The organism is Patescibacteria group bacterium (assembly GCA_041660565.1).
Lineage (GTDB): Bacteria > Patescibacteriota > UBA1384 > CAJBMM01 > CAJBMM01 > JBAZWC01.
Map to the genome: position 1 here is coordinate 423,190 of JBAZWC010000001.1, position 14,258 is coordinate 437,447.

14 protein-coding genes and 2 tRNA genes are annotated in these 14,258 nt (G+C 44.4%); 9 read left to right on the forward strand and 7 right to left on the reverse strand.

The window, feature by feature from the left end:
* Window positions 1–20: 20 nt before the first annotated feature.
* From WC773_02070 to WC773_02085, 4 genes are all read right to left on the reverse strand, one after another.
* Window positions 21–1,253: a hypothetical protein gene (locus WC773_02070; GenBank protein ID MFA6082184.1), complete on the reverse strand. Its 1,233-nt coding sequence runs from the start codon at window positions 1,251–1,253 to the stop codon at window positions 21–23.
* Window positions 1,254–1,519: 266 nt separating this feature from the next.
* The gene (locus WC773_02075) at window positions 1,520–1,735 is read right to left on the reverse strand and encodes a hypothetical protein (protein MFA6082185.1); all 216 of its coding nucleotides are present in this window, start codon (window positions 1,733–1,735) and stop codon (window positions 1,520–1,522) included.
* A gap of 58 nt (window positions 1,736–1,793) precedes the next feature.
* Entirely contained in the window at window positions 1,794–2,234 is a 441-nt protein-coding gene (smpB, locus tag WC773_02080) for an SsrA-binding protein SmpB (GenBank protein ID MFA6082186.1), read from the reverse strand.
* Window positions 2,235–2,323: 89 nt separating this feature from the next.
* Window positions 2,324–2,485 (reverse strand): hypothetical protein, encoded by a 162-nt coding sequence (locus tag WC773_02085; protein MFA6082187.1) that lies wholly within the window; start codon window positions 2,483–2,485, stop codon window positions 2,324–2,326.
* Between the two features lie 153 nt (window positions 2,486–2,638).
* Here WC773_02085 and mgtA point away from each other — a divergent pair, with 153 nt between their 5' ends.
* The 6 genes from mgtA to WC773_02115 all read left to right on the forward strand — a co-directional run bounded on the left by mgtA (window position 2,639) and on the right by WC773_02115 (window position 10,271).
* Window positions 2,639–5,131: a magnesium-translocating P-type ATPase gene (gene mgtA / locus WC773_02090; protein MFA6082188.1), complete on the forward strand. Its 2,493-nt coding sequence runs from the start codon at window positions 2,639–2,641 to the stop codon at window positions 5,129–5,131.
* 51 nt (window positions 5,132–5,182) lie between these two features.
* Window positions 5,183–6,262: a hypothetical protein gene (locus tag WC773_02095; GenBank protein MFA6082189.1), complete on the forward strand. Its 1,080-nt coding sequence runs from the start codon at window positions 5,183–5,185 to the stop codon at window positions 6,260–6,262.
* 250 nt (window positions 6,263–6,512) lie between these two features.
* The gene (locus tag WC773_02100; GenBank protein ID MFA6082190.1) at window positions 6,513–7,064 is read left to right on the forward strand and encodes a hypothetical protein; all 552 of its coding nucleotides are present in this window, start codon (window positions 6,513–6,515) and stop codon (window positions 7,062–7,064) included.
* 163 nt (window positions 7,065–7,227) lie between these two features.
* Complete coding sequence (locus WC773_02105; protein ID MFA6082191.1) at window positions 7,228–7,422, forward strand: hypothetical protein; 195 nt, start codon at window positions 7,228–7,230, stop codon at window positions 7,420–7,422.
* A gap of 17 nt (window positions 7,423–7,439) precedes the next feature.
* A complete protein-coding gene (locus WC773_02110; GenBank protein MFA6082192.1) occupies window positions 7,440–9,185 on the forward strand; it encodes a hypothetical protein in 1,746 nt (581 codons plus the stop codon).
* A 345-nt stretch (window positions 9,186–9,530) separates the two neighbouring features.
* On the forward strand, window positions 9,531–10,271 hold the full coding sequence (locus WC773_02115) for a hypothetical protein (GenBank protein ID MFA6082193.1): 741 nt from the start codon (window positions 9,531–9,533) through the stop codon (window positions 10,269–10,271).
* 160 nt (window positions 10,272–10,431) lie between these two features.
* On the opposite strand, the gene WC773_02120 is transcribed toward WC773_02115, so the two are convergent.
* Window positions 10,432–10,671, reverse strand: a complete 240-nt coding sequence (locus WC773_02120; GenBank protein MFA6082194.1) for a hypothetical protein — start codon at window positions 10,669–10,671, stop codon at window positions 10,432–10,434.
* A 400-nt stretch (window positions 10,672–11,071) separates the two neighbouring features.
* Window positions 11,072–11,608 carry a hypothetical protein gene (locus WC773_02125; protein MFA6082195.1) on the reverse strand — a complete coding sequence of 179 codons (537 nt, stop codon included), beginning with the start codon at window positions 11,606–11,608 and terminating at the stop codon, window positions 11,072–11,074.
* Window positions 11,609–11,748: 140 nt separating this feature from the next.
* On the opposite strand from WC773_02125, the gene WC773_02130 reads away from it, so the two are divergent.
* From WC773_02130 to WC773_02140, 3 genes are all read left to right on the forward strand, one after another.
* Window positions 11,749–11,825: transfer RNA gene (locus tag WC773_02130), tRNA-Arg, on the forward strand.
* 170 nt (window positions 11,826–11,995) lie between these two features.
* Window positions 11,996–12,071 (forward strand) — tRNA-Lys (locus WC773_02135).
* 136 nt (window positions 12,072–12,207) lie between these two features.
* Complete coding sequence (locus WC773_02140; GenBank protein MFA6082196.1) at window positions 12,208–13,356, forward strand: polymer-forming cytoskeletal protein; 1,149 nt, start codon at window positions 12,208–12,210, stop codon at window positions 13,354–13,356.
* A gap of 169 nt (window positions 13,357–13,525) precedes the next feature.
* On the opposite strand, the gene WC773_02145 is transcribed toward WC773_02140, so the two are convergent.
* A complete protein-coding gene (locus WC773_02145) occupies window positions 13,526–14,143 on the reverse strand; it encodes a CHAP domain-containing protein (protein ID MFA6082197.1) in 618 nt (205 codons plus the stop codon).
* Window positions 14,144–14,258 lie beyond the last annotated feature (115 nt).

Below are 14,258 nucleotides of genomic sequence, written 5' to 3' on the forward strand. Positions count from 1 at the left end.
CCTGTGATTTCAACTCAGTTTTATTGTTCGTTTTGATATAAATCATCCAAATATTTTAAATTTTCAGGGAGATTTTTTAATAACGATAGCGGCAAATCCATTTCCCGTTCCTCATCGATCGCTGATTTTATTGAATCGACGCCAGGCCCGTGATCTTGTTCGACCCGCTGAACAACCCGCTTTAAGGGAAAATGACTAAAATGCAAGCTACCCAACTCAATCGCCGCCCTCAAAAGATAATATCTATTATTCGGTTCGTTAAGATCAGGATTATCACGGCTTTTCCAGTCAAAACAACCTTTAATAAATTGTTTCTGCAAATCTGGGTTTGCCCACACCTTTCCGAAATACTGTTGAATGTCTCGTATCAAACCTAGAATTGGATAGTGTGTCGCGGATGCAGCTTCGAAATCAATCATCAGGTCAGGTTCTTGACCATCTTGGCTGTTGGCCCGAAAAAAGATGTTTTGAATGCCGGCGTCATTGTGAACAAAATACTCATCATCTTGTTTTGGGAAGTGTTCAATTAATAGGTCTATTAGTTGCGGGAGTCGGGAAAACTCTCGAGCCAACTCGGCAACGTCAACCGAGTCACCGACGACTTGTTGCAGATTCTCAACTATCCCGGGATAATCGATAAATGACCGCCTTTGGTCAATCCCGTTTTTGAGTGACTCCGGGGAATCAACCATCTGGCTCCACCCCTCAGCGCCTCTGTGCAAAAATCGAGTCGCGTCCTCATCCGACGGCAATTTGGCAAAACCATGGGACATTAGAGTTTGCGCAGATCGCGAACCATATTTTTGAGCTTCTTCATCACTCAAACCCGAAATATCCTCGTAGCTAACAAATGCACTGCCATCTTCAGATGATAATTTATCAAAAACTACCATCCCGTGCTCCGAATCAATTTCAGAATACGGCAGAGAGACACCTGTGGTGTCGAAACCTAGATCTTGGGCTAGCAATGTGTTTGACACTTCCCGGGCTAGCTGGAGTTTGTGATTCGGCTCTTTCGCAATTTTCCCAAAGCATTGTTTGGTAAAAAAATAGGCGTATCGATCACCTTTAATGAACCCCTCTAAGTTAGTAAATTTGATTTCTTCTGGGCTAATCTGCAGCTTTTCCGCCACCGACAGGTGAATTTTTTGCTCTGGCTCTGATAGCATCGATTCTTCGTGGCCTATTGATTCACTCAGCATGATGTAACCTTTTCCAGCCACGCAACCATCTTTCGAACATTTTCTGCTCATTCAAACTATTTTCCGCTGGCGGTTCTACACCCTTTTCGACCAAACGGGGATATACTTCTGTCCGATATTGAATAATGGTTGGCTCTTGAATGTTCATAAAATAATTATGAGTTCTATTTTCTGATAATTCAAGCAGCCCCTCTTGCACCCCCGAGGTGAAACATGTTCACGCCTATGATCTTGACAAAAAATAAACGTACAAATAACTACATGGCAAATATAAAGAATCAGGGCGGCGGAAAAATCTCCGTCGCCCTCGGCTTGTATTACGCCGCCTTAGCGCGAAACTTCAGGGAACCCCGAAGCCACATGGCGGCCTCGATAGCCCTCATCGCCTGCGACTCGTTGAAGATGAACTCGACACGTTGCTCGCGGCACTCCGAACACCTGACCTGCCTAATGACCGCCTTGCCGTCTTCTTCGGTGGCAACGTATCCGCTCGGTAGAATCTTGTTCAGCGCCTCAATCAAATCCACCTGCATCGCGCGTCTCCCTTGCGACCAGTTTGTAGCTATAATATATCAGTTTTGTGATCAGTCGTCAAACCTTTTTAAGGCTGGTTACTTGCCGTTGTTCTTTGGCGATGTCGCGTTTTTTGATTAGTTCGCGCTTATCATATTTTTTACGCCCCCGCCCAACACCAATGTCTATTTTGGCTTTACCACGCTTAAAGTATAGATATAAAGGAATAAGGGCATATCCTTTTTGTTCTACCAGTCCAATTAGTCGGTTGATTTCGGATTTATGTAATAACAATTTCCGGGTGCGCGTGGGATTCTCCAAACCATTTAGCGATAAATTCATATTAATTAACCAAACTTCTCCACGCAAAACTCTAGCGTATGCCGCAGAAATATCAGCGCGCTTGGCACGAATAGATTTAATTTCACCCCCGGTTAACGCAATCCCCGCTTCAAAATGCTCGGTGATTTCGTAATCAAACAATCCGCGCTTATTTTTGGCAATGGTGTTTTCGGTCATGATCTTACTATAAAATTTTTAAGCTCAAATGTCTAATATTCCTCCTCATCCGCCCTCCGGGCACCCCGCTAAGCGGGGTTGAGGGACGCTTAGCGTCCCACCTTCTCCTCTAGAGGAGAAGGGAGCTTCCAATTAAGCCAATCAATCCAATCAGACCAATTGTGATCAGAGAAAAAATCCTTTCCATCATTAAAAATTAGATGCTTCGCATCGAAATCACTCGCAATTTGCTCGCGATTATCAAATTTCAAAATCTTATATTACATTTCTCCCTCCGGGCGTAGCCTACGGGCGGAGCCAACAGCTCGACAAGGCTCGTAGGGTCGAAATGACAGCTCAGAAAGTTTCGTGCTTAGAATTTAGTGCTTAGTGCTTTTTCATTTTAGTTGCTAAAATGAAATGGTATGGATGCTATTAATTTTAATTCAAAACAAACCGCGCTTTTAAACCGTCTTTACTCATCACCAAACGGGCTAACCGCGGATGCTGTAAGACGTCGTCAAGCAAAATACGGCCCAAACAGCGTCGTCACCCAAACTCGCCGTACCCTCTTAATCAGTTTTTTGGAAAAATTTACCAATCCGTTAATCATCTTGCTACTATTCGCCTCATTTTTCTCGATGCTAACCGGTTCAATGTTAGATTTTGTAATGATATTGATTATGATTTTGATCAGCGTGTCATTAGACGTCTATCTTGAACATCGCAGTGAGAAAGCGGCGGAGCGATTAAAACGACAAGTTGAGGTCAAAACCGATGTAATGCGCAACGGGATGCTAACCGAAATCCCCTCAAAAGAGATCACGGTGGGAGATTTGATTTCTGTTGAGAGCGGTAGCGTTATCCCGGCCGATGTTAAAATTATCTCAATTAAAGATTTGCACATTGATGAATCAACGTTAACCGGCGAGTCGTTTCCACAAGAAAAAACCATGGGTCAGCTTGCGTACATGGGCACATTGGTGGTAAATGGCGAAGGCTTTGCGGTGGTAGAAACCATCGGCAAAGATACTCGATACGGCAAAATCGCCACCGATCTGGCCAATGCCAGCCCCGAAACCAATTTTGAACGCGGTATTCGGCAATTCGGCTATTTGGTAATGAAAATTGCCATTTGCTTGGTGCTGGTGGTCTTCTTGATCAACAGTTTTAGCGGACATCAGCTGATCGATTCTTTTCTTTTTGCCCTTGCTTTGGCTATTGGCATCACCCCGGAACTTTTGCCGATGATTATGACCGTAAACCTAGCCGAAGGGGCGCTAAAAATGTCTAGAAAAGGGGTGATTGTCAAACATTTGCCTTCGATTCATAACCTAGGCAGTATGAATATGTTGTGTACCGATAAAACCGGCACGCTGACGGAAAATAAAATCATCTTAGAAAAATACGAGAATTTTGACTTCAAAACCGACCGTAAAGTGTTGCAATTCGCTCATGCTAACTGCACTCATCAATCAAACATCCGCGGGCCACTGGAAGAAGCGATATTAAAACATCATGAGGTCAGAGACGCGTGGCAAAAAATTGATGAGATTCCGTTTGATTTTGTGCGCAAACGCTTATCGGTGGTACTGAAAAAAGATGGCAAAACAATACTAATATGCAAAGGTGCATTAGAAGAAATGTTGCCTGAGCTTGATTTTTACGAACACGATGGAGTGGTTAAACCACTTACCACGCGTAGTAGGCAAAAAATTTCTGACCGCCTGTCTGAGCTAAGCAAAGATGGTTTTAGGGTATTGGCGGTGTCGTATCGCGAATTAAAAGCTAAAAATCAGCACGCTACTTATTCAAAAACCGATGAAAAAGATTTGATTTTCTTAGGACTTACCGCATTTCAAGATCCACCCAAGCAATCAGCAAAAAGATCGCTTAAACAATTAGCCGCATCAGGTATCGGACTCAAAATATTAACCGGAGACAACCCCGAAGTTACAATGAAGGTATGTAAAGATCTGGATTTGGCCGTTTCCGGGGTTTGTATTGGAGACGATCTACTTCACTTATCTGAAGAAAAGCTGGTGGAAAAAATAAAAGCTAACACCATTTTTGCCAAGCTTACGCCGGATCAAAAAAAATTAGTCATTAGCACCTTACAGCGCAGCGGGATGGTGGTTGGTTACCTTGGAGACGGTGTGAACGACGCTTCGTCGCTCAAACAAGCCGATGTCGGGATATCTGTTGAAAACGCCACCGATGTAGCCAAGGAGTCCGCTGATCTCATTTTAATGCACAAATCACTAGAAGTACTGCTTGAAGGCGTAAAAGACGGACGCAAAGTGTTCATCAACACCACCAAATACATCTTTATGAACTTTGGCTCCAATTTTGGCAACATGATTTCAATGAGTGTGGCATCATTCTTCCTCCCATTTATCCCCATGCTGCCAATTCAAATCATTTTAAACAACCTAATCTACGACGTCTCCCAGTTAAGCTTACCCACCGACAATGTAGATAATTCGGAAACAGCCAAACCATTAAAGTGGGATATAAATCAAATTAAACGATTTATTTTTATTTTTGGCCCGGTCAGTTCAATTTTTGATATTCTTACATTTGTTGGCCTGCTGTATATTTTTCATTCCAGCGTAGGATCGTTTAGATCCGGATGGTTTATTGAGTCGCTTGCCACTCAAGCAATGGTAATGATTGTACTTAGAACTAAGATTATACCGTTCTTTAAGAGCAAGCCGTCAATTTGGGTTAAGGTATCTGCTTCGGCAATCGTTATGTTTGCCATTATTATCAGTCAGAGCCCACTGGGGAAAATGTTCGAATTTAACGTCTTGCCAATTGGGTTTTGGCTATTTATGATTGTAGTGCTTGTCTTAAACGTGTTTGTTAATGAATTTGCCAAACACTGGTTTTATTCACGCGAATCACGGTTAGCTTAAATTTAATATCATTATTCTAATTTAGGTTTATGATTAACATTAGAGGGGAAAATGCTCGAACGCAAAAGTGAATTAGTACTGAGTCCTAAAGATCTAAAACCATCAGACGAGCGATTAAAAGTAATCGGAGTTTTTAACCCCGGGGTTACTCGCTACAATCAAAAAGTAATTATGCTTGCTAGAGTGGCCGAGGCAGTAAAAAACGTTGAGCGAAATCAGACTTGCTCGCCCCGAATGGTGTTTAGCGAGCTCTCCAAAGTCAATCTAGAGGTAGATTGTTTTAGAACTGACGATGAAAACCATGACCCGCGAAAGGTAGCTTCAGACAATGGGCTGGTAAGGCTAAACTTTATTTCAAGGCTTGCATTAATTGAGTTAAACCAAAGCGGACAAGAAATAATTAAGGTTTCTTCGCCATCCGCGCTACAGCCCATAAATGAGTATGAGGAATACGGTGTAGAAGACCCACGCATCTCAAAAATTGATGATACGTTTTATATCACCTACGTTTCAGTCTCAAAAAAATGCGGCATTTGCACCTCGTTAATGTCTACCAAAGATTTCGTCGATTTTAAGCGGTTAGGCATAATTTTTGATTTAGAAACCAAAGACGTAGTGCTGTTCCCTGAGCAAATTGACGGTAAATTCGCCGCGTACACTCGGCCATCCAGCCATACTCGGCTGCATCATTCTAATTTGCTATTGGCATATTCTACCGATCTAATTCATTGGGGAGAATATCAGCACGTGCTAACCAGTCCAGAGGTGGGATTTGATTCGAATAAACTTGGCCCAGGATGTCCACCGCTTAAAACCAAGCACGGTTGGCTTAATATCTATCATGGAGTAGAAAAAGTAGATGATTCAGACTCAATTGGAGTGTATTCCGCCGGCGCCTTTTTGTCAGACCTAGACGACCCGTCGAAAGTGATTGCCAGAACAAAATCGGCCATTATGGCACCGTTTGAATCGTTTGAAACCACCGGATTTGCCCCATACGTCGTGTTTCCTACCGGCGTAATTCAAGACCACTTAAACCCTGACATTTTACAAATTTTTTACGGTGCCGCAGACACAGTAGTCGGCCGGGCGACAATCTCCCTAGCAGATGTAATTAACGCGATGGAATAAATCAGATGACAGAGGACGGAAGACGGAAAACTGAGAGTGTCATATTATTCTGTCATTTCGACTCTGCGAGAATGTCGATTCGAGCGTGTTGGCCTCCGGCTCGTAGACCCTCCGGGCGTAAGTCCTACGGGCTGGAGCCTACGGCTCGGAGAGAGAAATCTTAAAAAAGAATCCCATCCCGTAATTAAAAATTTCAAATTTCAAATTATCGCAATTGTACTGTCAACCCAGAATGTGATTAAATAGAAGTATGCACACCGTTACCCATCAAATCAAAAATAAGGTTATGGCTTTAAAGGCCGATGGCGGCACCAAAGCCGGAATTTTGCGTATCTACCAACACACCGGCCAATTTAGATCGGTAGAAGATCTACGTGATCTGACCGAGCAAGAACAAGATTGGTTTCGATTAGGTTTTGAACATTACTTAGACGATCAAAATCACGTTGTGCGCATCCTACATTCACCTAGGCATTTTGGTAAAACAATTTTTTATTTATCGCTAATTTATTTTGTTACGCTAATCACCTGGATGAGTTTACTTATTAAGTACACCACCAGCCATTCGCATTCCATTGATTGGTCTATGGTGTGGAACTGGGTGGTTTTGGCGGCGGTGCTTAATCTTTGTCTGACGTTCTATGGTATCTATTTGGAGATGCGGTCCCTTAGACAACAAATCACTGCCAGCCAACGCATTGTGGCTGCGGTAGCAATTATTGCCCTAATTGTCGCCATTTTAGGAAATGTTCTCTCACCACTGTCCAGTTCGGCTAGTACCCTTGCCCCATTTATTAAGTAAATTTGCTTCTATTCAATTTTTTGATATCATTGTAATGTCAAAAAACCCGCTAGAGTGAACTAGTTGTTTTCAGTTTATTATCAGGCAAAATCAGTGTAATTAGGTAGGCAGCCAAAACGGAAGGTGGATTGTTATTAATCTAGAATATAAATTTAGAGCGAGCTTGGCAGTTTGGATTGCGGCATTTTTAATCATCACACCGCTTCACAGCGCGCACGCATATATTGATGCCGGCACCGGTAGTTATGCAATTCAAGTTACTATTGGAGTAATCTTTGGCGCCGGGTACGCTCTACGTTCGTTTGGCGGGCGTTTTGTCACCAAAATTAAGCACTATCTGCGTAAAAACAAAGACTAAACACCGTGAATCTCAAAATGATGGATAATTTTTCCAAGCTCAAATTTAAGAAAAATTTGTACTATTTTTGGTATTGCTTGATTTTGTTTGCGATTTCTTCTTTTCCGTTAATTTCAAACTGGCTATCTAATCGATATCAGGTAACCGCAGCTGATTTGGTTCTGCCGATTATTTTGAATTCAATAACCGCGCTGGTGGTTGGTGCAATTTTCTGGCGCCAATACAAACAAAACAACTTAATTGGGGTGCTAACAGGCGGATTTACCATTTTGTTCTTGACGCACCAATTTGCTAATCGATTAAATGCGGCTGGCACATTAATCAAAACAATCACCCCGTTTGCTAGTTATTCCACTGGTGTTTCGTTTTTTCAGTACCTGTTTTTTCTGATACTGGTAATTGCAATCATCATGTATTTCTCGCACCGCCTCATTGCATACTTCCGCAACCAAAAATGGGAATTGGTAATATGGTATCGTTCCGTAATAATTACCGTAATTACCATCTTTATTGTTCAATCCATGTTGGTCATTAAAATTGTCATTGCAGAATGGGCGCAATTTAGCTATCGCCCACCAACCCTTTCGGCAAATTTAAATACGACAAATAAACCAGATATTTATTACATCGTTCTAGACAGATACGCCAATCAAAACGTGCTCAAAACCCAATTCAATTTTGATAACGGGGATTTCTTGAATTATTTGGATAAAAACGGCTTCACAGTAAACAATGACGCGCATAGCAACTATCCTTTTACTACGATGTCTATTTCATCAACGATGAATGCCAACTATCAATCCGATATCGTGCAAAAGTTCGGCGGTGCATCTGAACAAACTTTAGAGCCGTTTCACGATTCAATTAGATACAGCTCGGTTATTCAATCGCTCAAAAGTGCGGGATACAAATTTATCCAACTAGGCAGCTGGTATGAAGCCAGTAATCAAGCACCGCTTGCAGATCAGAATCACCAACCCGACGGCCAACTTATCATACTAAATCATACTTTTACCCTGAATGATTTTGCCAAAAACCATTTAACTAACTCGTGGATTGGGCAAATTGTCTCTCGCGGACTAAATATTGGCCATTTTTCTGTACTTGGTTACAGCCAAATTAGCGAAGCAGACGCAACATTATATAAAATCCAACACCTCAAAGATTTTGCCAGCCAGTCTGCGGGCGGACGAGTAATCTTTGCGCACTTTTTAATCCCCCATGAGCCCTATTTGTTTAACGCCGATGGATCGTATTCCACCAACCCCACCAGTGACAGCGTGGGAAAGCCGATCAAAACAAAATATACCGACCAAATTAAATTCATCAATAGTCAGATGAAGACCGTGATCGATCAGATCAATAAATCAAGTAGCAATCAAGCGATTATTGTTCTGCAAGCAGATGAAGGTGCGTATCCGATGCAAATGAACGGTCAGCTAAACGGGCAAGCGATTGAAGAGGAGTTATCGGCAAGTGATATGCGCAACTGGTCGGATGCAGATTTGCAAATGAAATATGGAGTTTTAGCCGCATATCACATTCCAAAAGCTTCTGCGGCCCAAATTCAAACCAGCGCCGATTCGGTTAATGTGTTTCGGTTAATTTTTAATACCTATTTTGATGCCAAAATGGATTATTTACCCAAATGTTATTATGCTTACCCAAACGGGCGCGCACAGTCGTTTGTCTTTGCCGATATTACCAAAAGATTGACAGGTAGTGATAACTCCTCCTGCCCCACCAACAGCAATTTTAAGTAGAGATTATTGTCGATTCTATCTTTGTCATTCCGGGCTTGACCCGGAATCTATATAAAGAATTAGCTCCGCACTTGGTCTAGCACGGAGCTGTTGGGGGTGACGGGTCGGCGCAGCCACCACCATGCTAGTGATGCAGTCGAGTATCCGCCTCTCCTTTTTGCTGCTGACTTATAGCTGGCAGCAGATACAAGATATGTTGACCATACAATAGCAAAGATAAATGGTTTTGACACAATGATATTTTGATCAATATGTGTAATTATGATATACTTACGCTGTTTTTCAACGATCGTTCGTTAACATACCTCTGACACTATCGTACGCCACCCGAAAGGACATACGGATATGACAGACCAGGTGTTGGACGAGCGTTTTCAGGCAATGAAAACGTTGTTCACGCAGTTGCCTGAGCTAGTGGAATACCTTGCTCGTAAAGGCAGCATACATTCACAGCAAGTCTGCCAAGCGATCACGGGGAAGCCGGACTATCGGACTGCGCTTGATAATGCAGATGACCCATGGATGTTAGCAAGCTTCTTGCGCGTCGAGATGGACACCGAAGTCCTTAGGCTGATCAAGCAATACCTGAACGATCATCCGCAAAAGTGGCTTCTGGTCTATGCCCGTCCCGCCTGCACAACGGTGCTATGCCCGTACAAGGCAGAGAGCATGTACGCAGTGCTATATCGCAGTCTATCCGAGATGGTTGACGGTGGAGTTGTCGGTCTCGATGCTACCCAAGTCATCCGATCAATCCTGTGCGATCATGACCAACACGACGCACGACGTTCTTCTTACATGCTTGGTGCGGCGGCGGTGATCGTCGATCTAACCGAGCAATTGTGCCGTGCCAAGGCAGAACTGGCGGCGCTACGAGACACGCATGACCCAGCGGGTCAGAAACAGACCCAATGCATGTTTTGCCCAGACACTGCTGTCTGGGAGCGACATACCCAATTCACTGGCATTCATCCGTTCTGCCAGAAGCATGCTGAGCTCGAATCCGACTTCGGTAAGGATGGCGTCGACAACTTCTTCTGGGTGAGGGTTGAGGAGGTTTCCACGGAGGAAACGTGGTCAATCTAGGTATCGAAAGCAGATGCCATGCCCAATAACCCAAGTGCCCATCGGATCGTCGCTTCCGATGGGCTTCGTTTTACGTCAAGAAATAAGTCTGAAAAATATATAAAGAATTAGCTCCGCACTTGGTCTAGCACGGAGCTGTTGGGGGTGACGGGTCGGCGCTTCATTGTGTCTTGTCTTCCAGGCAGAAAGGCACGCTGTTGCGCGCGATCTCTTCGTCATCGAACGGACCGAATTCATTACGATACTTGGGGGCGCGACGACGCACCGGTTTGTTGGCTACATCGTCAGGCACGTCTGGTTTTGGATCGGGTAGCTGCTTCAGCCGCGCCTTCTCCTTCATACGTGCGAGGCGGTGAACCAACCATGCAGCCACCACCACGCCAATGATGCTGTCAAGCACGTGGATCTCCTTTCCGTCGCCTGGGCTCCCGGGGTGCTGGAATCCGGCGGGGTCGTTCTCCCGGTTCGTTGGTTGGTTCGCTGAGATAGGTGGTATGGGTCACGCCTCTTTTGATGATCGAGGTACCTTGTTTCGGCTTCCAAGTCACGAGCCACACACCAATGCCAGTTAGTGCAACAACGAAGGCAATCATGCCCAACGCCACAAACGCAGTCTGAAGCATCTCGCGCTCCTTGTCCTATCCGGTACTTATGAAAGTGCACTGCTTCAGCACCAGCTGAGATCTCCCTTCTGCGGAAGTCCTACCGTAGACAGATACTATCGTTATATCATATTTTAATCCAATAAAGAATCAGCTCCGAGCGGGTGCACGGAGCTGAAAGAACCAGGAGTCGGGCGTCTACCGAGAGGGTTGGTAGTGTCCGAGCAACCACAGGAAAGCGAACACCTTGTGTTCGACGGGATCGCCCCGGATCACGGCCGTAAAGCGGCGAGCGCCTATCGCGTACTGGTCGAAGATGAACTCGGCCGGAATGTCGTCCGGTGTCGGGTGGAGACTGGGGTCGAGTAGGCCCATGAAGTCGGCGGAAACCTCACTGGGGCTGTCAACCGAGATAATCCACTGGTCCCCGGGTTTCATCACCAGCGTCAGCCCGTCTTTCCGGATAACCTCTACTACCGGCATCATGACGCTACCAGGAATCTCGAATTCGGCAACCACGTTCAGGCAACCATTCTCCGCCTGAGCGAACGCATCAAGGCCATTTATCCCCAGGGCATCCGGGACCGCACTCCTGACGAAGTTGAGGCATCTCCAGAACTGGCTTCCCAGCCGTTCCAGAACCTCATCCGGCCGATTGGGGCAACTAATGCTGCCTGGAGGGTTGAGTGTCTTCCAGCCATGCAACGATCTACGATCTATCTTGGTGCACCGCATGATCGTATCCTCTCTGTGAAGGTTCTTGTCGTACGTCAGATACTATCGTTATATCATATTTTCATAAAAAAAAGGGTTTGACGTCTACCTATTTTGTTTTTCGTGAAAAAATGTTAAAATATGAGTTAGGTGATAAATAAGCGCCCGTAGCTCAGCTGGATAGAGCGTCTGACTTCGGATCAGAAGGTCGAGGGTTCAAATCCTTCCGGGCGTACCATATCGCACCATCTTGCGAAATCACTCATTTCAGGCACCCATCTTGCGGAATAACACATTTGGATACTCGTTTCACTCGCATCCAATTACAGAATGCTCGCTTTGGTCGCATTCTGAGCGCGTTATTCTACGCAAGTGGATGCTCGCTCGGGCGACGATACGCCCTCGCTCGCACCCATAGCTCAACTGGCAGAGCAGCTCCCTCTTAAGGAGAAGGTTACAGGTTCGATTCCTGTTGGGTGCACCAAAAATTCGACGTTTATCGTCGTTTTTTTAATCCCTAAAAAATCCCTTGTTATCCATCGTTTTCCATGAGACAAAAATATTTGACTTTAGACCAGATAAATATTAGCTTAAAGGTATAGTAACAAAGAAAGGAAACTATGAAATTTCGCATATTTGTGGTGGCGTTATTCTTGTCCGGATTTATGGCAATCCCAGCCTACGCAGCGGATTTAAAAGCACCTGAGAGCCCATCCACCAACGTAACCGTTGGCACAGACACGGTTTGGAATAACTTATATGTCGCCGGCTCTAACGTGACTGTTGACGCTCCGGTTTTGAAAGATTTGGTTGCAGCTGGCGGCAACGTAACGGTCAATGACCCGGTTGCGCACAGCGTTTTGATCGCTGGTGGCACGGTCTCACTAAAATCAGATGTAGGCCAGAACGTGCGCGTAATGGGTGGCACGGTTGATATTACCGGCAGCATTGGCGAGGATTTGTTGGTTGCCGGAGGCACCGTTACCATAGATTCAAACACCGTAGTTAAAGGTGATCTACTAGTAGCCGGTGGCACAGTAACCGTTAACGGTAAGGTTGATGGCACACTCAGAGCAACTGGCGGCGATATCATCATCAACGGACAAGTAGGTAAAGACGTTATTGCTAAACAAATCAGCACCCTCGAGCTGGGAAGCACATCAGTTATCGGCGGCAAACTGTCCTATTCATCACCTGTTGAAGCCACTATTGCCACCACCGCGCGAGTCGTTGGCGGCGTTGATTATCAAAAAATTAGTTACCACAACAACGGCGTGGGTGATTCTTTGGCCGGTTTGTTAGTGTTTAGCGCCCTAATGAAGGCGTTGGCGTGGCTGGTAATGGCTTTGATTTTAGTTTACGGATTTGCCCGCTCTACCGCACACGTTGTCGAACAAAACAAAACCAAATTTGGCTTATCACTAGGCATTGGTTTTATCGCAATTATTGTTGTTCCAGTATCCATCGTCTTATTCACGGTTTCACTAATTGGCTCAAGCTTGGCCGCTGTTTTAGGATTATTGTTCATTCTTGCTTTAATTCTTTCGGGGGCATTTGCGGCAATCTGGATTGGATCAGAGATCGTACGATTAATATCAAAGTCTAAAACTGCCCGCCTTGACTGGCTATCGGCACTAATTGGCGTGATTGCATTAATGGTTTTGGGCGTCATTCCGGTGTTGGGTTGGCTTGCTTGCGGTGTAATATTCCTATCAACCTTTGGTGTATTAGTACGAATATTATGGTCTCATTTTCCACAAAAGGCCTAACTAGCAACACATTTATAGCTCTGGTTATATTAACGTATTAACATGTAATCAGGGCAATACTGTTATCAATTAAATAAATATTCGACCTCCCAATCGGTCAAATATATCCAATTTATCCAATTGGAAGATACCATTAGTTTGAGATTAACTTACGGTTGTGCGCCGACTTTTATGAATGCACAATAAATCCGCGAATGATTGGAGAATTTAATAGAATCTTTCGCTTAGATACCCATCCGGAAAAATAGTTACGCTCAATTACTTCAATAGTATTACCGTTAATCGAGGTAACCACCGCTGCGTGGCCGGGACGACTCTCGGTTGTAATCAAAACCGCACCATCTTCCGGAATATTTGAGTTCGGTTTATTCGAGATTGCAGCACCGGAAATGTTGATACCACTAACCGCTCTGGCAAATGGAACACATTGACCGGATTCGGGGTACAATTTTACCGCATCAGTTACTGCTAGAATTAGAGAATTGATTTTTTTCGATGCCAAAGCTTTAGCTCTTGCTTCAGCCTGTCTTTTATTTACAATAGTTTGGTTTGAGTCACCCACAGTAATGGTAAGCGTTTTGGCGACACAAATAGCACCAGCAGATTTCGTTGAAATATTAATTTCACATTCTGGGTTTGAAGATGGGATATTCTCTGACTGTGCGTGAATTGCGGGCGGTGTTTGAAAAGGTAATGTGCTAATGGCAATTGCCAGTAGCCACCGCGCGGCTTTTGACGTACAAATACAAAACTCCTTGTTATACGGAAGAAGAAAGTTAAGCCCCACTCACTTTGTTCTTATCAGTAAGCACAAAAAAAGTATGACATAATCATACTTCTACTCATTTCTTACCGACCTATACATTCTACAGCACAGCGCAATAAATGTCAACCCCTTTATG

Bases quoted from the DNA above. Each gene is read 5' to 3' on its own strand.
- WC773_02095 (MFA6082189.1), top strand. From the start codon at position 5,183: ATGCTCGAACGCAAAAGTGAATTAGTACTGAGTCCTAAAGATCTAAAA.
- WC773_02110 (MFA6082192.1), top strand. From the start codon at position 7,440: ATGATGGATAATTTTTCCAAGCTCAAATTTAAGAAAAATTTGTACTAT.
- mgtA (MFA6082188.1), top strand. From the start codon at position 2,639: ATGGATGCTATTAATTTTAATTCAAAACAAACCGCGCTTTTAAACCGT.
- WC773_02125 (MFA6082195.1), bottom strand. From the start codon at position 11,608: ATGCGGTGCACCAAGATAGATCGTAGATCGTTGCATGGCTGGAAGACA.
- WC773_02140 (MFA6082196.1), top strand. From the start codon at position 12,208: ATGAAATTTCGCATATTTGTGGTGGCGTTATTCTTGTCCGGATTTATG.
- WC773_02070 (MFA6082184.1), bottom strand. From the start codon at position 1,253: ATGAGCAGAAAATGTTCGAAAGATGGTTGCGTGGCTGGAAAAGGTTAC.
- WC773_02100 (MFA6082190.1), top strand. From the start codon at position 6,513: ATGCACACCGTTACCCATCAAATCAAAAATAAGGTTATGGCTTTAAAG.
- WC773_02075 (MFA6082185.1), bottom strand. From the start codon at position 1,735: ATGCAGGTGGATTTGATTGAGGCGCTGAACAAGATTCTACCGAGCGGA.
- smpB (MFA6082186.1), bottom strand. From the start codon at position 2,234: ATGACCGAAAACACCATTGCCAAAAATAAGCGCGGATTGTTTGATTAC.
- WC773_02115 (MFA6082193.1), top strand. From the start codon at position 9,531: ATGACAGACCAGGTGTTGGACGAGCGTTTTCAGGCAATGAAAACGTTG.